The sequence below is a fragment of the Synechococcus sp. PCC 6717 genome, from assembly GCF_022698185.1.
Classification (GTDB): Bacteria; Cyanobacteriota; Cyanobacteriia; order Thermosynechococcales; family Thermosynechococcaceae; genus Thermosynechococcus; species Thermosynechococcus lividus.
Map to the genome: position 1 here is coordinate 46,289 of NZ_JAKLTV010000020.1, position 18,383 is coordinate 64,671.

Sequence of the window (18,383 nt, forward strand, 5' to 3'; positions counted from 1 at the left end):
GTCTATGCAAGTTGCACGTGCCTCCTCCGGCAACCGTTTACCACAGCTATGAGCAACTCACCCCGTAACCTGTGGCATACCATGACGCAAACTCTCACCCAAGCGGTAGAGACGGTACAGGCACGGTTTGATTGGAGCCAAGTACCGGTTCAGGAGACTGCACGCAAAACGGAACTCTGGGTTGAGGGAGCCGGGGCACACCGTAGGTATCCCCTCTTGGGCGATCGCTACATCCTTGGCCGCAGCCGCACCAAGGCCGATATTATCATTGACAGCGAAATTGTCAGTGGTTGTCATGCCGAGCTGCGGCGGTTGACCCCCACAGGGGKCTTTGAGATTCGGGATTTWGACTCCACCAATGGCCTATACCGGGGGCGGCAGAAAATGGCGGTGGATGTGCTCCACGATGGGGATGTGCTGACCCTAGGGCCGCCAGAACTGCAAAATGGGGTCACCCTGCGGTTTGTGAACCCACCGCCTCGCTGGGTAAAGGGGGTGTGCTACAGTCTGTACGGCCTGCTGGGGGTGAGCCTACTCGCGGGGGGGATCATCACTGCCGAAGCAGCGAAGGTTTCTGTGCATCCCATCCCAGCCATTGAGCAAGGCCCCATTGTTCTCCTCGATCGCCAAGGGCAGCCGGTGAATCCCGTGGAGAGTCGGCCTCACCAAGAACTGCGCCACCTTAGGGAGTTCTCCCCCTATCTGATCCATGGGGTGCTCGCTTCCGAAGATTCGCGGTATTACTGGCATTTTGGGATGGATCCCCTCGGTCTGGCGCGAGCAGTTATCACCAATATGCGCGGCGGCGAGTTACGGGAAGGAGCCAGTACCCTCTCACAGCAATTGGCACGTACCCTCTTTCGCTCTTACGTGGGCACCGATGACTCGTTGGGGCGCAAGTGGCGGGAAATGGTCGTCGCCCTGAAGTTAGAGGCCTTTTWTAGCAAGGATGAATTACTGTTGACCTACCTGAACCGGGTGTATTTGGGGGTAGGGAACACCGGCTTTGAAGATGCTGCCCAGTTCTTTTTTGGCAAGTCCGCTAAAGACCTCACCCTTAATGAGGCGGCAACACTGGTGGGTATTTTGCCAGCACCGAACCGCTTTAACCCCGTGCGGGATTACGATGCCGCCGTCGATTATCGAAATCGGGTGCTGTTGCGGATGGTACAGCAGGGGCGGATTAGCAAGGAAGACGCCGATCGCGCCCGGCGATCGCGCATTGAACTCAGCCCTAAAGCCAAGGAGGTGTTTGCGGCGCAGCGTGCTCCCTACTACACCGATCAGGTGTACCACGAGTTAGATCGGCTATTGGGCGAAGACCTAGCCCGGGAAGGGAACCTAATTGTACAGACAGGGTTAGACCCCACTTGGCAGGCCACTGCCGAAGCCAGCCTCAAAACCTTTATCAATGAGGTTGCGCTCAGCTACGGCGTTAGTCAAGGGGCAATCCTCACCCTCGAACCGAGTACGGGGCTGATCCGTGCCCTTGTGGGCGGGGTTGACTACCAAAAAAGCCAGTTTAACCGCGCGACCCTAGCGATGCGCCAACCTGGCTCCACCTTCAAAATTTTTGTCTTTGCTGAAGCCCTGCGGCAGGGGCGATCGCCCCGCGAGACCCTATCGTGCGAGCCGGTATTTTGGCAGGGGCAACGCTTTGAGGGCTGCCGCCACGGGGGAGGCGCCATGGATTTAGCCACTGCCCTTGCCCTCTCAGAAAACCCCATTGCCCTGCGGCTGGCTCAGGAGGTCGGGCTACAGCCCACGATTCAACTGGCGCAACGGATGGGGCTGAGCACCCCTCTGCAAGCGGTACCCGGTTTAGTGCTGGGGCAAAGCGAAACTACCCTCCTAGAGATGAGTGGTGCCTTTGCCGTCCTCGCCAATGCTGGCAAGCGGATTCCTCCCCACACCATTCTTGAGGTGCGCGACGGCAGCGACTGTACCACCCCCACCGCTTGGCAGACCTGCCGGGTGATCTATCAGGCCAAGACAGAGGCACCTCAGCCAGTGCTCGAGATGGCGATCGCCAACCAGATGACCGACCTATTGACCGCTGTCGTGAGTCGGGGCACCGGTCGCGCGGCAGCACTGAGCTGGCCTGTCGCAGGCAAAACGGGCACCACCAACGATGGGCGGGATCTGTGGTTTATTGGCTATGTTCCTGCTGCAGATGTTCTCACGGGGATTTGGCTAGGCAACGACGATAACAGCCCTACCCAAGGGAGTAGTGGCCTAGCTGCTGCCCTGTGGGGGGACTATATGGGGCAAGTGCTGCAGTAAAGCGCCTACTGCTAAAATTCTGCCTGCTTGCCCTTAGCAGCGACAGCCAGATAAGCTACGATGAACGGGATTGCTGGTATTGCTGAGAGGCGATCGCCATGGCGGATGTGCATACTCTGAGCGAATTCCATCGTCGCTATCCTACGGGCAGCTTGGTCAGTGAACTGCTACAAATTCATGACGACCTCTTTATTGTCAAAACCTCCCTCTTGGTCGGGGGCAGTGTTCTGGCCACGGGAATGGCCGCCGCCCCCACCCTTGAGCAGGCAGAGGATAGCGCCCGGCAACGGGCATTGCAACTGCTGGGGATTCACCTACCCCTACAAACCCAAGCTGAGTTAATTGCCGCAGACCCATCTCCTCAACGCGCCGCCTTAGGGGCAGCACCATGGCCGGAGGACGAGACCTCAGAGCTGATGTTAGAGCCTGCTCCTCCACCCATTGCGCGGCGGGGTAGGACTGCCAACAAACCCGCCGCAGAGAAAGTGGCTCCGAAACAGGAACCAGTGGACTTTGCCGATGAAATTGCCCAAACCACCGTTGAGATGAAACGCCTTGGCTGGACGGACGCCCAAGGTCGTGCGTGTTTGCTAGAGCGCTATGGCAAGCGATCGCGCCAACAACTGAGTGATGAGGAACTTCTCGACTTCCTACACTTTTTGCAACGCCAACCCAGCCCTGGGGAACCCTCGTTTTAGGCCAATATAGGCCAATGCTAGAACAAACTAGAATCAATACGTAAAGAATATTTATACTCTGGTTGAAACTTAAAGAAAAGCTATAGATTTTTACCGCACCCCTGATCCCGCCCTTAGCCTCTTTACCATGGGGAATGTTGCTGTCGAGGAAAAATCAGTGCTTGGGCGCTTTGATCTCCAAGAGTCTAGTTCGCTAGTTGCGCTTGACAACCGTCGTCAATGGATAATGCGACTCGTGCTGCTGATGAGTCTCTTTACGCTCGTTTTGATGGCCGTTGGCAGTGCCACCCGCGTTATGGATGCCGGTCTGGCCTGTCCCGATTGGCCCCTGTGTTTTGGCACCTTGGTTCCCCAAAAGCAAATGAACCTCCAGGTCTTCCTAGAGTGGTTTCATCGTCTGCTAGCGACGAGCTTGGGCGGGATGGCGATCGCCTTTGCGGGGTTGAGCATTGCATGGCGACACGCCTTGCCCCGTTGGTTACCCTATGCGGCGGCCAGCGCCCTTGCTCTTGTGGTGCTTCAGGGGATTCTCGGTGGCTTGACCGTAACAGAACTGCTGCGGTTTGAAGTGGTCACGGCTCACTTGGGCACGGGGCTGCTTTTCTTTTGCCTGTTGGTCAGTATCACGGTGGGGCTGGTGCCGTTTCAGGGAACCGGCACATCGCGGTGGCTAAGGTTAACCGCTGCCATTGCAACGGTGTGTGTCTATGGCCAGAGCATCCTCGGCGGGCTGGTGTCTTCCCAATGGGCTGTGCATCAGTGCCTGTACGGCGATCGCCTGTGTCATGTGCTCAATAGCCACTTATTAGGGGTTGCGCCGGCCACCTTAAGCGTTCTTGCCGTGGTGACTGTTGCATGGCGTAGCCCCGCCTTGGCAACTGTACTGCGGCAGCTCAGTTTTAGTTTGCTGTTTGTTATTGCGGCTCAAATTGGTTTAGGGGTAGCAACGTTCCAACTCAAGCTACAGGTGCCGCCGCTCACCGTAGCGCACCAGCTTGTTGGGGCAACTCTCCTTGGCTTACTGGTGGCCTTGACTACCCTTGCCGGGCGCGATCGCGCTGACTCTGCCGCCAATGGGGCGATCGCCCCCTAGCACCCTACAGGACTGACCCTATGCCAGAAACTATCTTGACAGCCACCACGCCTCGGGCTTGGCAAAGTCTATTGGCAGATTATTGGCAACTGACCAAGCCCCGCTTAATCCTCCTGTTTTTGATTACCACCGCTGCCGCTATGGTGGTGGCCAGTGAAGGCACTGTCTCACCGTGGTTACTCCTTGTCACCTTGCTGAGTGGTGCCTGTGCCGCGGGAGCCGCCAACACCATTAACTGCCTCTACGATCGCGATATTGATGCAATCATGGAGCGTACTCGCCATCGCCCCCTGCCATCGGGACGGGTGTCGCCCCTAGAAGCCTTACTTTTTGCCCTCACCCTCGCGGCGATCGCCTTTATTCTCCTCGCCGTCTTTGCAAACCTCCTGAGTGCGTGCTTAGCCATGGCGGGTATTGCGGTTTATGTGGGGGTCTATACCCACTGGCTAAAGCGCTCTTCCCCTCAGAATATTGTCATTGGCGGTGCCGCTGGTGCCMTTCCTCCCCTTGTGGGCTGGGCAGCCGTCACCGGTGAACTCAGTTGGGCAGCGTGGGTGCTTTTTGCCATTATTTTTATCTGGACTCCCCCCCACTTTTGGCCCTTGGCCATGCTCATCCAAGACGATTATGCCCGGGTGAACGTGCCAATGTTACCGGTGGTCGATGGCGACGCGACCACTGCACGGCAAATTTTCCTCTATACCCTTGCGTTAGTTCCAACCTCCCTATTGCTGATCTATCCCTGTGGTGTGGTGGGCTGGGGCTACGGTCTAGCAGCGATCGCCTTGGGGGGAGGGTTTCTCTATCGCGCTTGGCACCTCACCCAAGTCCCCAGTGACAAAGAGCGGGCACGCTCCCTCTTCAAATTTTCGATTTTGTATATGATGCTCCTGTGTGGTGCCATGGCCTTAGATCGGATGCTTCTAGCCCAGCTTGATCTGAGCCCTGCAACCGAGTTACAGACCTTGACCTGTTTGTTGCCTTGGAGCTAACTGCATGGACACCCCCGCAAGCCTCTACCGCGACGACTACATCGAGTGCGATCGCCATGGCCTCACCATTCACTGGTATTACTTCCCCTTTGGCGATAAGCGGATCGAATACACCACTGCTGCACCAATGTGAAACAGGCGGTATAATCTAGGTAAATAAAACGTAATAATCCTTAACAATTTACCCTAGACTGCCGTGACCACCCTGCTACAACGCTTCATCCTCATTTCCCCCTTCTTCTTCTGGGGAACAGCAATGGTGGCCATGAAAGAGGTGCTGCCCCATACCTCCCCCTTCTTTGTTGCAGGGGTGCGACTAGTGCCCGCCGGAGTGCTTGTGATCCTTTTAGCGATCGCCTTGGGGAAACCGCAACCAAGTACCCCTAAGGCATGGGGCTGGATTCTCGTATTTGCAGTAGTGGATGGGTTATTATTTCAGGGATTTTTAGCCACTGGCTTAGCCAAGACCGGGGCGGGGTTAGGCTCAGTGATGATTGACTCCCAACCCTTGGCGGTGGCCTTGCTTGCTCGCTGGCTCTACGCTGAGCGCGTCGGGGGGTGGGGCTGGCTGGGATTAGGGCTAGGGGTGCTGGGCATTAGCTGCATTGGCCTAGGGGACGATCTACTGCACCTGCTACAACAGCCGCAACCGTTCGCCGCCATTTCTTGGCACAACTGGGGGCAGCGAGGCGAATTGTGGATGCTCTTAGCGGCGCTCTCAATGGCAGTGGGGACGATTTTGATGCGGCCAGTGGCACGCCATGTCGATCCGATTGTGGCCACCGGCTGGCATATGGTCTTGGGGGGGCTACCCCTGTTGGCGATCGCCAGCCTACACCAGCCAGCACCGTGGTTAAACCTGCACACTGGAGATTTACTCAACTTAGGGTATGCCACCGTCTTTGGCAGTGCCATTGCCTACGGTGTGTTCTTTTACTTTGCGGCCCAAGGCAACCTAACCAGCCTGAGTGCCCTCACCTTTTTAACCCCGGTGTTTGCCCTCACCTTTGGCCATCTGCTCTTGGCAGAAACCCTGAGTCGGCTACAATTGCTAGGGGTTGGTTTCACCCTCATCAGCATCTACCTGATTAATCAGCGCCACGTGCTCGGGAGCCAATGGCAGCAGTTGCCCCTATCCAGACAATTACGCCCCTCACAGACCGTTACAGTCAACGTATCAGATCACTCCTAAACAATGCTCAAACGGGAACTGGGTCTCACGGGAGCCATCCTCACGGGTCTTGGCTCCATGATCGGCACGGGTATTTTTGTCAGTCTCGGGATTGCAGCGGGCATCGCTGGCTCATGGGTATTAGTTGCCCTCGCCTTAGCGGCTGGACTGGCATTGTGCAATGGGTTAAGTAGCGCCCAACTGGCGGCCAGCCACCCCCTCAGTGGCGGCACCTATGAGTATGGCTATCGCTACCTTAGCCCCGCCTTGGGGTTCACCGCAGGCTGGATGTTTCTGGTGGCCAAGTCAGCCTCAGCCGCTACTGCCGCCTTAGGGTGTATGGGTTATCTGTTAAGCGTGCTGCCAGCAGTCAACCTCGATGATTCGGCGCCTGTCGTTGGTGCCATCGCCTTAATTTGGCTGCTCACTGGGGTGGTTATTTTAGGGGTGCGCCGCTCCAGCCACGTCAATCTAGCCATTCTCACCGTCACGTTCTTAAGCTTATTGACCTTTGTGATTGTGGCAGCGCAGTACGCCCAACGCCAAGCTTGGGTAGGATTAACCCTAGGCTGGGATCCCTTGCGGTTACCGGATGTCCTTCAGGCCACCGCCCTGATGTTTGTGGCCTACAGCGGCTATGCCCGTATTACCGTTCTCGGCGAGGAAGTGAAAGCCCCCCAGCAAACGATTCCCCGCGCCATTGGTGTGACTATTGGCCTTGTGATGTTGCTCTACGGTGCTGTTACTGTTGTCGCCCTAGCTGGGGTAGGGCCAACCGCGTTAGGGCAGGCTGCCCATCAGCAAGCCGCTCCCCTAGAGGTACTGGTGACTAGTTTTGGTGTCCCTTGGGTGCGTCCTTTCATTGCTGTGGGTGCCATTGCCGCCATGGTCGGTATTTTGCTCAACCTGATCCTTGGCCTGTCGCGGATGGTGCTGGCCATGGCACGGCGGGGAGATTTACCAGCGGTGTTGGCACAGATTAGTCTGGAGGGATCTCGACCCACGGCGGCCATTCTGACGGTCAGTTTGGGGATTTGTCTGCTCGTGCTCCTTGGCAATGTCAAAACCACCTGGTCGTTTAGCGCCTTCAGTGTCTTGATTTACTATGCCATTACCAACTGGGCTGCACTACAACTGCCAGAGGGCGATCGCCAGTTTCCCCGCTGGTTAGCAATTGTCGGGCTAGTGGGCTGTGGTGGGCTTACCGTTTGGGTGGAGCCAGTGGTGTGGTGCAGCGGCAGTGGCCTCATTGTCATCGGTTTGGCGTGGCACTATTGGCGGCGCAAAGGAAACGCCGCTTGAAACTGCTTGCGGGTCATCGGTTGGGTTACCTCCAGCCCCTCCCCCCCTAGAACCCGTAACGGCTCTCCAGCCACAGAAATCCACACAGGAGCCTCGGGATCATTCGCTGTTGCAGTAAAGATCMCTTGGCCTAAACGTCCTTGCATTGAGGTGCTACCACCGCCACGGGTAAACTCTCTTGACACATCAATATGAATCCCATCCGCCTTGACCTCGACGCGATTCAATCGCGTATTTTCAGGAATACTGGTGGCCACATCTGCATTGACCGGCCCAGCAAATAACCGCTCCAGTCGGGACTTGATCAAGAGTTCTGGTTGGGCTGGGTCACCTTCAAGGCGGACTGTCGTTGGCACCAATACCAATGCATCTCCCTCACTCACCAGCCAAAACACTTGCGTGTCCTGCTGTCGAGCAACATCGGTGGGGGTGGGTTGCGGCTGTGGGTCATCAAACCGTGGTGGATTGAGGGTGAGCCATACTGCCGTCCCTGCTGAGGCCAAGCCGACTGCCGCTAGCACAATTAGAGCAGGACGGGAACGAGTCACTTTCGAGATCACTGGCTTGTCTCCTTGCTGGAGTGCACCTAACTACCTTGGGACGCAATGCATCGATGTATCGGTTCCCTATACTTTAGCTTGTAGCAGATAAATAGGGCAGGGCTAAATAGAAACTGGTAATGGTTTTGGCATCGACCACCTGACCACTGCGAATAGCCGCTTCAAAATCGGGAATACTGAACTCTAGGGTTTCAATGTGCTCATCATCATCCTGCGCTGGAGGGGTGGCTAAGGGTTCAAGATCGGTGGCCAAATAGGCGTAGATGACTTCATCGGAGTAGCCAGGGGCAATGTAAAACTCGCCAAGGGGTTGCCACTGGTGGGCACGGTAGCCCGTTTCCTCTTGTATTTCCCGCTCAATGGTCTTAAAGGGATTTTCATGATCCTCTACGGTACCTGCCGGAAACTCAAGGAGATACTTCTCAGTAGCAAAACGGTATTGTTTCACCAGTACCAGATGACCACTAGGGGTTACAGGCACCGCCAAGGCACCCCCCGGATGCCGCACCGTTCCCATCACTGCCACTGCACCGTGGGGGAGACGATACTGGTTGACCTCAAACGTAAACTTGCGACTACGGCAGAAACAATGACGTTCGAGCACCTCAGCGGGACTGTGGGTGTTACTCATCCTTAGCTCACCAGTTGGCGATCTGTGAGTATTTCATAGCCCGTCTTGGTAACCAAGACAGTATGCTCAAACTGGGCTGACAAGGCATTGTCCACCGTCACCGCTGTCCAGCGATCCTGCAAAATTCGCACCTGCTTCGACCCAGCGTTCACAATGGGTTCAATGGCAAGGGTCATCCCTGAGCGCAGTCGCACATTCTTCAATTCATTCGTGCGAAAGTTAAACACTGACGGCTCTTCGTGAAGATTGCGCCCTACCCCATGGCCAGTGAAATCCTCAACCACAACAAACCCATTGGCTTCCACGTAGTCTTGAATGGCTCCCGCCAAATCCATCAGGTAGTTGCCTTCTTTGACTTGCTCAATCCCCCGATAGAGTGCTTCTTCGGCTACTTTGACTAATTTACTGGCACTCTCCGACACCTGACCCACGGCAATGGTAATGCAGGAGTCACCATGGAACCCATTGTAGTAAGCGCCAGTATCGATTTTCACAATATCGCCGTTGCGGATTACCTTGCGAGGGCTGGGGATACCGTGAACCACTTCATTATTAATTGAGGCGCAAATGGAAGCCGGAAACCCTTGGTAACCCTTAAAACTGGGGGTAGCTCCCATCTCCCGAATTCGCTGCTCCGCATAGGCATCAAGATCGGCGGTGGTCATCCCGGGCTTGATGATCTCGGAAATTTCTTTCAAGACGGTAGCCACAATCCGTGAGGCTTGCCGCATAATGTCAATTTCCCGCTTAGATTTAATTTCAATCCCACGGCGGGGGSGGGTTTGCACGGGAGTGGTGGGGGGAGTGAGCAGATTACCAAGGATATTCATGAGTGTGAGCCAAGGGCAACCGAACAATGATTCCTTTTCAGGATAACGCTGTTCTGGTCGCAAGGGAATCGAGGGAACTCAGCGGCGGAAATGGTCGTGATACATTTGCTTAAAGCGTTGCTGTTGCACGTGGTGATCGACGATGGGGGGCGGATAGCCACAGCGATAACGCTCCAACGGAGAAATACTCCCGGATAGTAACTCTGGCGTGTCAACCGAGCGCAGTTCCGGTAGCCACCGACGGATATAGTCGGCATCGGGGTCAAATTTTTGTGCTTGGCTCATGGGATTAAAAATGCGCAGTGGCTTTGGATCCATGCCACTGGAGGCACTCCACTGCCAGCCGCCATTGTTTGCGGCTAAATCGCCATCGATGAGGCGCTGCATAAAATACCGCTCCCCCCACTGTGGATTAATGATTAAGTCCTTTGTGAGAAAGCTGGCGACAATCATGCGACAGCGGTTGTGCATCCAACCGGTTTCGTTCAACTGGCGCATGGCGGCATCCACTATCGGGTAGCCGGTCTCGCCGCGACACCAAGCCTCAAACTGTGATATGTCATTTACCCACGGAAAGCTGGCAAACCCTTGACGATAGGGACGTTCGGCCAACTCTGGAAACCAGTAGAGGGCGTGCTGATAGAATTCCCGCCAGGCCAGTTCCTGCTGCCACGTGCGAATACTGGCACGGGCTTCATCACTGCGGGCGTGCTCGAGGGCTGCTTCACTGGCGGCCCAGATGGTGCGAATGCCGATCACGCCAAATTTTAAGGCAGGGCTTAATAGGGCAGTGCCGGGTCGCCCGGGGTAGTTCCGCTGCTCACCGTATTCGTAAATGGCGTGCTGGCTGAAGTGCGCGAGCTGTTGGGCTGCTGCTGCTTCTCCTGGAGCTAAAATCAACTCCCCCGACCAGTCAAAGCCTAAGTCATGGGTGCTGGGCAAGGGGATGCTCGCTATTTCGGTGGCCTCTAGGGGGGCAAAGTCTGGTGGCGGTGGCACGGGAGCGGCTTTGGGCAGGGCTGACCAATTGCGCCAAAAGGGGGTATAGACAGTGTAGGGCTGTCCCTGTTGGGTTTGCACAGCACTGGGGGGGTGCAATAGCTGATCCCACTGGCGGTGAACGGCGATGCCAAGGTCATTTAGGGTGGCGGCAACGGCGCGATCGCGCTCTCTGGCGTAGGGTTCCACGTCTTCGTGCCAGTGTACCGCTGTGGCCTTTAAGGTGGTGGCCACCTCTGGGATCACTTGCCGCGGATCCCCCTGCACCATGAGCAGACAGCCTCCCCGTTGCTGGTACGCTTCCTTGAGCGCCTGTAGGCACCCCAGCAAGTAGGCCACCCGCACTGCGGCCACATCTTGCCCTTGCAGCAGTGCTGGGTCAAAACAGAAGACCCCAACCACCGTTGGGGTGTGCTGCCGCGCTGCGTACAAACCTAAGTTATCGGCAAGGCGCAGGTCGCGGCGGTGCCAAAACAGATGTAGGGGGTAACTCATCCAAACCTCCGGCAACCCCGTTAGCAAGGGGAGGATGTCAAGGCATCTTTAACATCTTAAAAGATAGAGGTAATGCAGTTATGGGTGGCCGCCTTCAGCTCTGGCGGTTCCTCGTTGGGGTCAAGCTGACGAAACTGCTCATAGGGCATGGTTTCTTGGAGGCGGTTAATGACGCAGGTGCAGTAGCGATCGCCGCGATCGCCAAAGCCGGCAGGTGCTTGCGCCGCAAACTTAGGTTCACAGTCAGCCATAAAGGCAGCAACCGCTTCTGGTGGGTAAGTATTGGGTGTATTTGCTATAGTGGGCAGCGCCCCAAGGCATAGGCTGCTGGCTCCTAGCAAGGCAGCAAAACGTTTCACCGCAGGTCTCCTAAAAAGGGTATTTCTAATTTTGCCAAAGGACTCTCTGCTGCAAATTCAAATTTTTATTGAGGCAATGGACAAGACAAACGGCTTTGCCTATACTTAGCTATACTTAGTTGCTCAACCCGATTCCTAGCCGCAGAATATCTGGGGAACATGAAAGCAGGATCCAGTCTTGGGACGTGCCCAAGGGTTCTGATGTTTTTTAGAGCCTACAGATATTTAGCACAGGCTTCTTGTTTTTCTGTCTTGAGTTATTTGCTAAGGAGGCTCCCATTTCTGAACCACTTTCCCTAACCCAAAGCTTACGGGGAACCCGTGAGGTGCGTGATGACTACCAAGTTTTCCGCCTGACGGGTCTCATCGATGCCTTCTCGGAGTCTGCCTTCCGCAAAGTCATTACCAAGTGCTTTGACGATGGCTCAGCAAACATTATCCTTGACCTCTCGAAAATTGAATTTCTTGATAGTTCAGGCTTGGGAGTTCTTGTCCAACTAGCCAAAAAGGCACAGGAGCACCAAGGGCAACTCCAGATTGTCACCAATCCACGGGTGACCCAAACCGTAAAAATGGTACGGCTCGAAAAATTTYTGCCCCTCCAGCCAGATTTGGCCACGGCGATCGCCCAGATTACGGATCAACCCTCTGCCTCGTAACGTCGCTCTATGGTTGCAGTCCTCAGGGGCGATGTCTCAGCCCCATGGTTATGATGGCGTCTGCCCCTTTTTTACCCATTGCGTCGGATGCAATTGCTGCTCAGCGCTTGTCCCCTTCTGCCCTTGCTTACTTTGGGGATGCGGTCTATGAGCTGTTTATTCGCTTTATCTTTTTGACTCCCCCCCAACGGATCAATGCCTACCACCACCAAGTCGTGGCACATGTCCGTGCTGAAAGCCAAGCTCGCTACATGGACATTCTGTGGCCCCACTGCACCGCCGCAGAGCTGACGATCTTTCGCCAAGGTCGCAATGCGGCGGCGGATGGCCCCAAACGGGTGCCCGCTAAAATCTATCGCCAAGCAACGGGGTTTGAAGCACTCTTGGGCTATCTCTATCTCACGGATCCGCAACGACTACAAGACGTTTTAGCTCTGCTAGAGCAGCATATTCGGGCAGAGGTAGCCGCAGCGGAATCGCTGTAATGAAATGTAACCACAGCGTGATAGGATGCTTAGTGGCCAGTTTGAGGCATCTCAAGATGCTCCGCGTGCTGCTGTGACGGTTCCCCATTCGGCATCTGCGCCCTCCCCTTCAACAACTGTTCCTAACCAGAGTGCAACTGGTGGAGCGATGGCGGAGTTTTACCAACTCTGTCGCGAATTATTCACGACAAGCTTGGTATTGATGGCGATCGCCTTTGGGACTGTCTGGGTCATCTACGACCTAAACACAGCCTTAAACTACTTACTGGGAGCAAGTGCCAGCCTGATTTATTTGCGCTTACTTGCTCGCAATGTGGAACGCTTGGGACATGACCAGAAAAAGCTAGGAAAGACACAGCTTCTCGTTGTGGTGGCGGTCATTATTTTGGCTGCCCGCTGGCACGAGTTGCACATTATTCCCGTATTTTTGGGATTTTTGACCTACAAAGCCGCCATTCTGGTCTATATGCTTCGTACGGTTTTGCCGTCCCCCTAACGACTGGCTTTGTTGTGCTTAGAACATTACGTGCGGAGGCATGATGCCTTTGATACACCTTTGGACCTCTCTCCCCGTTGCCAAACTCGAGGTGGGTCATCACTTCTACTGGCATATTGGCAACCTCAAGGTTCACGGTCAAGTGTTCATCACCACATGGATTGTGATGGGCATATTGATCGTGGCGGCTCTTGCGGCCTCCCGGAATATTCAGCGGGTTCCCAGTGGTATCCAAAACCTCATGGAATATGCCCTTGAATTTATCCGTGACTTGACCAAAAGCCAGATGGGTGAACACGAATACCGTGCTTGGGTTCCCTTTGTGGGAACACTGTTCCTGTTCATTTTTGTCTGTAACTGGTCAGGGGCGCTGGTGCCGTGGAAACTCATTGAGTTACCAGAAGGGGAATTGGCAGCACCCACCAATGACATTAATACCACTGTTGCCCTTGCGTTGTTGGTCTCCTTGGCTTACTTTTACGCAGGGCTGCGGAAGCGGGGGCTAAAGTATTTCACTAAATACATTGAGCCAACACCGGTATTGCTTCCTATTGCCATTTTGGAAGATTTTACAAAACCTCTTTCCCTGAGCTTCCGTCTTTTTGGCAACATCTTGGCGGATGAACTGGTGGTAGGGGTCTTGGTGTTGCTTGTTCCCCTGTTTGTGCCGTTACCGGTCATGGCGTTGGGGTTATTCACCAGTGCCATCCAAGCCCTTGTCTTTGCAACATTGGCCGCCACCTACATTGGTGAGGCAATGGAAGGGCATGGGGGAGAGCACGAAGAGGCTCACTCCTAAAGGGTACATACCCTGCTATTGTTATCTTTTGGAAATTTTGTTTCGTCCCACTACAGTCTGAGGAAATAAACTATGGATCCGTTAGTCGCTTCTGCTTCTGTGTTGGCTGCTGCTCTGGCTATTGGTTTGGCCTCCCTAGGCCCTGGCATCGGTCAAGGGAATGCCTCGGGTCAAGCCGTTGAAGGTATTGCGCGGCAACCAGAAGCGGAAGGTAAAATTCGGGGTACATTGCTGCTGACCCTTGCCTTTATGGAATCCCTGACGATTTACGGTCTGGTGATTGCTCTCGTGCTGCTGTTTGCTAACCCCTTTGCATCCTAAATAGCCCATGGTGGGGAAGGCGAGCTATGTGCGCTTTCCCCTTTTGTTCCGCCCCATTCTGGAGAGGCTGATGTTTGATTTTGATGCCACCCTACCCTTGATGGCTGTGCAGTTTTTAATTTTGACCGTCATTTTGAATGCGCTGCTGTATAAGCCGTTGGGTCAGGCACTGGACAATCGGGATGAGTACATCCGCACCAATTTGCAACAGGCCAAGGAGCGGCTGCAACAGGCCACCGAGCTAGCCAATCAGTACGAACAGGAATTGGCATATACCCGCCGTGAAGCCCAAGCGATCATTGAAGAGGCACGGGCAGAGGCACAAAAAATTGCCACGGCTGAAATTGCAGCAGCACAGCAGGCCCTACAGGCAGAGTTAATGAAGGCTCAAGCAGAGATTGATCAGCAAAAGCAGGCGACACTGCAGGCGCTCGAAGGTCAAGTGAGCAGCTTGAGTGAGCAGTTGTTAGCCAAGTTACTGGCCTAGGAGTTTGGGTCATGGACGCAGTAATTTTAATGGCAACGGAAGAGGTAGGGCATTTTGGCTTAAACACCAATTTGCTCGAAACCAATGTGATTAACCTTGCCATCATTATTGGGGTACTGGTTTATTTTGGTCGTGGTCTGCTGGGCAAAACCCTTGGCGATCGCCAGCAACAAATTGCAACGGCGATTGCAGAGGCGGAAGAACGCCAACGCACCGCAGCAGCTCGCTTGGCTCAGGAGCAGCAGAAGCTAGCCCAAGCAAAGGAGGAGGCAGCGCGTATTCGCGAAGAGGCGTTGGTTCGTGCCAAGGCAGCCAAAGAAGAACTGATCGCCAAAGCACAGCAGGAAATTGAGCGCTTGAAACAAACGGCCTCTCAAGACACCAGTGCGGCAACGGAGCGGGCGATCGCCGAGATCCGTGAGCGCATTACCGCCCTTGCCCTAGCTCAAGCGGAGCAGCAGCTCAAAGAGCGCTTGAGTCACGATGCCGAGCTTCAGCGCACCCTTGTTGATCGCAGTATTGCCCTACTAGGAGGCAAATGATGCAGACCACCATCCGTGGTGAACTTGTCGAACCCTACGCCGAAGCCCTACTGTCTTTGGCGCAGTCGCACAATCTCGCTGATCAGTTTCAGCAGGATAGCGGTTTGATTTTAGACCTACTGGCCGCCTCAGCGGAACTGCAAGAGTTTTTAGCCAACCCGCTCATTAATCCTGATGCTAAAAAGAACGTCCTGCGGCAGCTGACCGTGGATAAGGTACATGGCTATTTTCTCAATTTCCTCATGCTGCTGGTGGATCGGCGGCGCATTAATCTGTTAGCTGCCATTTGTCAGCAGTACCGCGCCCTGCTGCGCAAACTCCGCAATATTGTTTTGGCGGAAGTGATCAGTGCTGTAGAACTGACGGAGCAGCAACGCCACGCAGTTGTGGAGAAGGTAAAAACTATGACCGGTGCCGCTGATGTTGAACTGGCGATCGCCATCGACCCTGAACTCCTTGGTGGTGTGGTGATTAAAGTTGGCTCACAAATTTTTGATGCCAGCCTGCGCGGGCAGCTACGGCGCTTAAGTGTCAGCTTGGCACAACCGGTGTAACTCTTTTTGTACCTTTTTGTAAACTGTCTAACCCTTGAGAGCAATTCCTATGGTAAGCATCAGACCCGATGAAATCAGCAGCATTATTCGTCAGCAAATTGAGCAGTACGAGCAGTCGATCAACGTCGATAACGTGGGTACTGTGCTACAGGTGGGCGACGGTATTGCCCGCGTCTATGGCCTTGATAAAGTGATGGCCTCAGAACTAGTGGAATTTGAAGACGGTACGGTGGGTATCGCCCTCAACCTCGAAGAAGATAACGTTGGGGTGGTGCTGATGGGGGCTGGCCTAGGCATTGAGGAAGGCAGTACGGTTCGTGCCACCGGTAAAATTGCCTCGGTTCCAGTGGGTGAGGCCGTCATTGGCCGTGTGGTGGATGCCCTGATGCGTCCTATTGACGGCAAAGGCGAGATTCACGCTACCGCAACCCGCTTGCTAGAGTCCCCCGCCCCCGGGATTGTGCAGCGCAAGTCGGTCTGCGAACCCCTGCAAACTGGCATTACCGCCATTGATGCCATGATTCCCATCGGTCGTGGCCAGCGGGAGTTAATCATTGGCGATCGCCAAACTGGGAAAACAGCCGTGGCAATCGATACGATCCTGAACCAAAAAGGCCAGGACGTGATCTGTGTCTATGTCGCTATTGGCCAAAAGGCCTCCAGCGTTGCCCAAGTGGTGAATGTTCTGCGGGAGCGGGGTGCCCTTGACTACACCATTGTTGTCGCAGCCAACGCCAGTGACCCTGCTGCCTTACAGTACTTAGCCCCCTACACCGGCGCTAGCATTGCCGAGTACTTTATGTATCAAGGCAAGCATACCCTAGTGATCTACGATGATCTCTCGAAACAAGCGCAGGCTTACCGGCAAATGTCATTGTTACTGCGTCGTCCCCCCGGTCGCGAAGCCTATCCGGGGGATGTGTTCTACCTCCACTCTCGTCTATTAGAGCGCGCCGCCAAACTCAATGACGCCCTAGGGGGTGGCAGTATGACCGCACTACCAATTGTGGAAACCCAAGCGGGCGACGTGTCTGCCTATATCCCCACCAACGTGATTTCCATTACCGATGGCCAGATTTTCTTGTCGTCTGACCTGTTTAATGCAGGTTTGCGACCTGCGATTAATGCGGGTATTTCTGTGTCTCGGGTGGGTTCGGCAGCACAAATTAAGGCAATGAAGCAGGTGGCTGGCAAACTCAAACTAGAACTTGCGCAGTTTGACGAACTCCAAGCCTTTGCGCAATTTGCCTCTGACTTAGATAAAGCAACCCAGAATCAACTGGCACGGGGTCAGCGGCTACGGGAAATCCTCAAGCAGCCCCAGTATTCGCCCATTCCGGTGGAGTACCAAGTTGCGACCATCTATGCAGGCACCAATGGCTATTTGGACGATATTCCCGTTGAAGCCGTGGCTAAGTTTGTCGCTGGCCTGCGGGATTATTTGGCAACGAGTAAACCACAGTACGGTGAAGCGGTACGCAGTAGCCAAAAACTCGACGAAACCGCAGAAGCTCTGCTCAAAGAGGCGATCGCCGAATATAAAGCAGGCTTTACTGCCTAGGTTCCTCCACAATTAGCTGAGGGAGTGCGGGGGTAGATACGCCCTGCACTGTACCGTCGAGAGATGGTCAGTACGGGATACAGATACCCCCGCGCCAATTGCAGACTAGCAGACGAAACGAGACGCCCGCACGCCAACTAGGCGCGTTTACTCAACACGGGGGTGCGCTTTCTTCTGATGGCCAGCCCCTGCGAGATTGCTTGCCCTCAACGCTGCGGCGGTGTTACTGCGGGGCACGTCCCGAGAAGACCTTTKAGGGGGCGATAGCAGGGTTTTGAGGATCACTACGCTAGCAATGGCAATTAAGAAGTAACCAAATGCTTGTTGAAGTTTTTGGGTGGAGACTCGCTGTCCCCAGTGGCTTCCTAGCAAGGAGCCAAGGGCTGCGGCAAGGGTTAATGTCAGCGTCAGGCGTGGATCGAGTGTTACAGTTCCTAAGTAGCCCCATACCCCAGCAACAGAATTCGCTGCAATAATTAGTAGCGATGTGCCAATTGCCTGCCGCATAGGAATTTTACCCAGTAGCACTAGGGCTGGCACAATGGCAAAGCCACCTCCCACCCCAACTAATCCGGTGAGAAGTCCTACCCCTAGCCCCTCGGTAGGCAGCCAAAGCCAGCAGTATTTGCAGGCAGGCGGGCGATAGAGTTGGCTTTCTAGGGTGACCTCTGGAGGCATCAATTCGGGTGGGGTGGAGCGTTGCTGCCGCCGAATCATTAAAAAGGCAGCGATCATCATGGTGCTGGCAAAGAGTAATAGCTGCACGGTGTCGGTCATCCACGGCAGGGCAGCCAGTCGTGCCCCTAGGTAGGCACCAAGCATTGTGGCGGAGCCAAACACAAGAGCTAATCGCAGATTCACGTAGCCCCGTCGCCATTGGGGAATGGCCGCTAAGAGGCTGACACTGCCAACGATCACCAATGTCATGGCGATCGCCACCTTGGTTGGAATACCCATGACATAGACCAGAACCGGCAAGGCCAAGACAGACCCACCGCCCCCTAAAAGCCCTAAACTCAGACCGATGGCGATCGCTAACCCATGCCCCAGCCAATACCCTAACATC

Annotated in this window: 22 protein-coding genes; 16 read left to right on the forward strand and 6 right to left on the reverse strand. The window is 54.9% G+C overall.

Annotated elements, in window-relative coordinates:
- The first annotated feature begins 48 nt into the window (after positions 1 to 48).
- The 7 genes from L5470_RS09350 (at position 49) to L5470_RS09380 (ending at position 7,539) form a co-directional block, all read left to right on the forward strand.
- Positions 49 to 2,283, forward strand: a complete 2,235-nt coding sequence (locus L5470_RS09350; protein ID WP_499499603.1) for a transglycosylase domain-containing protein — start codon at positions 49 to 51, stop codon at positions 2,281 to 2,283.
- Positions 2,284 to 2,381: 98 nt separating this feature from the next.
- On the forward strand, positions 2,382 to 2,981 hold the full coding sequence (locus tag L5470_RS09355) for a slr1353 family protein (protein WP_499499605.1): 600 nt from the start codon (positions 2,382 to 2,384) through the stop codon (positions 2,979 to 2,981).
- Between the two features lie 127 nt (positions 2,982 to 3,108).
- A complete protein-coding gene (locus L5470_RS09360) occupies positions 3,109 to 4,074 on the forward strand; it encodes a COX15/CtaA family protein (RefSeq protein WP_499499607.1) in 966 nt (321 codons plus the stop codon).
- Positions 4,075 to 4,094: 20 nt separating this feature from the next.
- Positions 4,095 to 5,066, forward strand: a complete 972-nt coding sequence (locus L5470_RS09365; RefSeq protein ID WP_499499609.1) for a heme o synthase — start codon at positions 4,095 to 4,097, stop codon at positions 5,064 to 5,066.
- Between the two features lie 4 nt (positions 5,067 to 5,070).
- Entirely contained in the window at positions 5,071 to 5,199 is a 129-nt protein-coding gene (locus tag L5470_RS09370; protein WP_499499611.1) for a hypothetical protein, read from the forward strand.
- 63 nt (positions 5,200 to 5,262) lie between these two features.
- Entirely contained in the window at positions 5,263 to 6,258 is a 996-nt protein-coding gene (locus L5470_RS09375) for a DMT family transporter (RefSeq protein WP_499499613.1), read from the forward strand.
- A 3-nt stretch (positions 6,259 to 6,261) separates the two neighbouring features.
- The gene (locus L5470_RS09380; protein WP_499499615.1) at positions 6,262 to 7,539 is read left to right on the forward strand and encodes an APC family permease; all 1,278 of its coding nucleotides are present in this window, start codon (positions 6,262 to 6,264) and stop codon (positions 7,537 to 7,539) included.
- Here L5470_RS09380 and L5470_RS09385 read toward each other — a convergent pair.
- The 5 genes from L5470_RS09385 to L5470_RS09405 form a co-directional block, all read right to left on the reverse strand.
- Complete coding sequence (locus L5470_RS09385) at positions 7,509 to 8,087, reverse strand: GerMN domain-containing protein (protein WP_499499617.1); 579 nt, start codon at positions 8,085 to 8,087, stop codon at positions 7,509 to 7,511. The two genes, L5470_RS09380 and L5470_RS09385, sit on opposite strands and share 31 nt — an antisense overlap.
- A gap of 85 nt (positions 8,088 to 8,172) precedes the next feature.
- Positions 8,173 to 8,730 (reverse strand): NUDIX hydrolase, encoded by a 558-nt coding sequence (locus L5470_RS09390; RefSeq protein ID WP_099797842.1) that lies wholly within the window; start codon positions 8,728 to 8,730, stop codon positions 8,173 to 8,175.
- Between the two features lie 2 nt (positions 8,731 to 8,732).
- Entirely contained in the window at positions 8,733 to 9,560 is an 828-nt protein-coding gene (gene map, locus L5470_RS09395) for a type I methionyl aminopeptidase (protein ID WP_499499620.1), read from the reverse strand.
- A 78-nt stretch (positions 9,561 to 9,638) separates the two neighbouring features.
- Positions 9,639 to 11,054, reverse strand: coding sequence for an FAD-binding domain-containing protein (locus L5470_RS09400; protein WP_499499622.1), 1,416 nt, complete (start codon positions 11,052 to 11,054; stop codon positions 9,639 to 9,641).
- A 56-nt stretch (positions 11,055 to 11,110) separates the two neighbouring features.
- Positions 11,111 to 11,413: a hypothetical protein gene (locus tag L5470_RS09405; protein ID WP_099797836.1), complete on the reverse strand. Its 303-nt coding sequence runs from the start codon at positions 11,411 to 11,413 to the stop codon at positions 11,111 to 11,113.
- Between the two features lie 326 nt (positions 11,414 to 11,739).
- On the opposite strand from L5470_RS09405, the gene L5470_RS09410 reads away from it, so the two are divergent.
- From L5470_RS09410 to atpA, 9 genes are all read left to right on the forward strand, one after another.
- Positions 11,740 to 12,072 (forward strand): STAS domain-containing protein, encoded by a 333-nt coding sequence (locus L5470_RS09410; RefSeq protein WP_499499624.1) that lies wholly within the window; start codon positions 11,740 to 11,742, stop codon positions 12,070 to 12,072.
- A gap of 50 nt (positions 12,073 to 12,122) precedes the next feature.
- Positions 12,123 to 12,557 carry a Mini-ribonuclease 3 gene (locus L5470_RS09415; protein WP_448514715.1) on the forward strand — a complete coding sequence of 145 codons (435 nt, stop codon included), beginning with the start codon at positions 12,123 to 12,125 and terminating at the stop codon, positions 12,555 to 12,557.
- A gap of 148 nt (positions 12,558 to 12,705) precedes the next feature.
- Complete coding sequence (locus L5470_RS09420; protein ID WP_227517494.1) at positions 12,706 to 13,053, forward strand: ATP synthase subunit I; 348 nt, start codon at positions 12,706 to 12,708, stop codon at positions 13,051 to 13,053.
- A gap of 40 nt (positions 13,054 to 13,093) precedes the next feature.
- Positions 13,094 to 13,852 (forward strand): F0F1 ATP synthase subunit A, encoded by a 759-nt coding sequence (gene atpB / locus L5470_RS09425; RefSeq protein WP_099797832.1) that lies wholly within the window; start codon positions 13,094 to 13,096, stop codon positions 13,850 to 13,852.
- A gap of 72 nt (positions 13,853 to 13,924) precedes the next feature.
- The gene (gene atpE, locus L5470_RS09430; RefSeq protein ID WP_009767951.1) at positions 13,925 to 14,173 is read left to right on the forward strand and encodes an ATP synthase F0 subunit C; all 249 of its coding nucleotides are present in this window, start codon (positions 13,925 to 13,927) and stop codon (positions 14,171 to 14,173) included.
- A gap of 70 nt (positions 14,174 to 14,243) precedes the next feature.
- Positions 14,244 to 14,660 (forward strand): F0F1 ATP synthase subunit B', encoded by a 417-nt coding sequence (locus tag L5470_RS09435; protein ID WP_099799786.1) that lies wholly within the window; start codon positions 14,244 to 14,246, stop codon positions 14,658 to 14,660.
- 11 nt (positions 14,661 to 14,671) lie between these two features.
- A complete protein-coding gene (locus L5470_RS09440) occupies positions 14,672 to 15,202 on the forward strand; it encodes a F0F1 ATP synthase subunit B (protein ID WP_448514713.1) in 531 nt (176 codons plus the stop codon).
- The gene (atpH, locus tag L5470_RS09445; RefSeq protein WP_499499657.1) at positions 15,202 to 15,756 is read left to right on the forward strand and encodes an ATP synthase F1 subunit delta; all 555 of its coding nucleotides are present in this window, start codon (positions 15,202 to 15,204) and stop codon (positions 15,754 to 15,756) included. The genes L5470_RS09440 and atpH overlap by 1 nt, the downstream gene beginning before the upstream one ends.
- Before the next feature lie 49 nt (positions 15,757 to 15,805).
- Entirely contained in the window at positions 15,806 to 17,317 is a 1,512-nt protein-coding gene (atpA, locus tag L5470_RS09450) for a F0F1 ATP synthase subunit alpha (protein WP_099797826.1), read from the forward strand.
- Between the two features lie 147 nt (positions 17,318 to 17,464).
- Here atpA and L5470_RS09455 read toward each other — a convergent pair whose 3' ends face one another.
- Positions 17,465 to 18,382, reverse strand: a complete 918-nt coding sequence (locus tag L5470_RS09455; RefSeq protein WP_499499629.1) for a sulfite exporter TauE/SafE family protein — start codon at positions 18,380 to 18,382, stop codon at positions 17,465 to 17,467.
- Position 18,383: the final 1 nt, after the last annotated feature.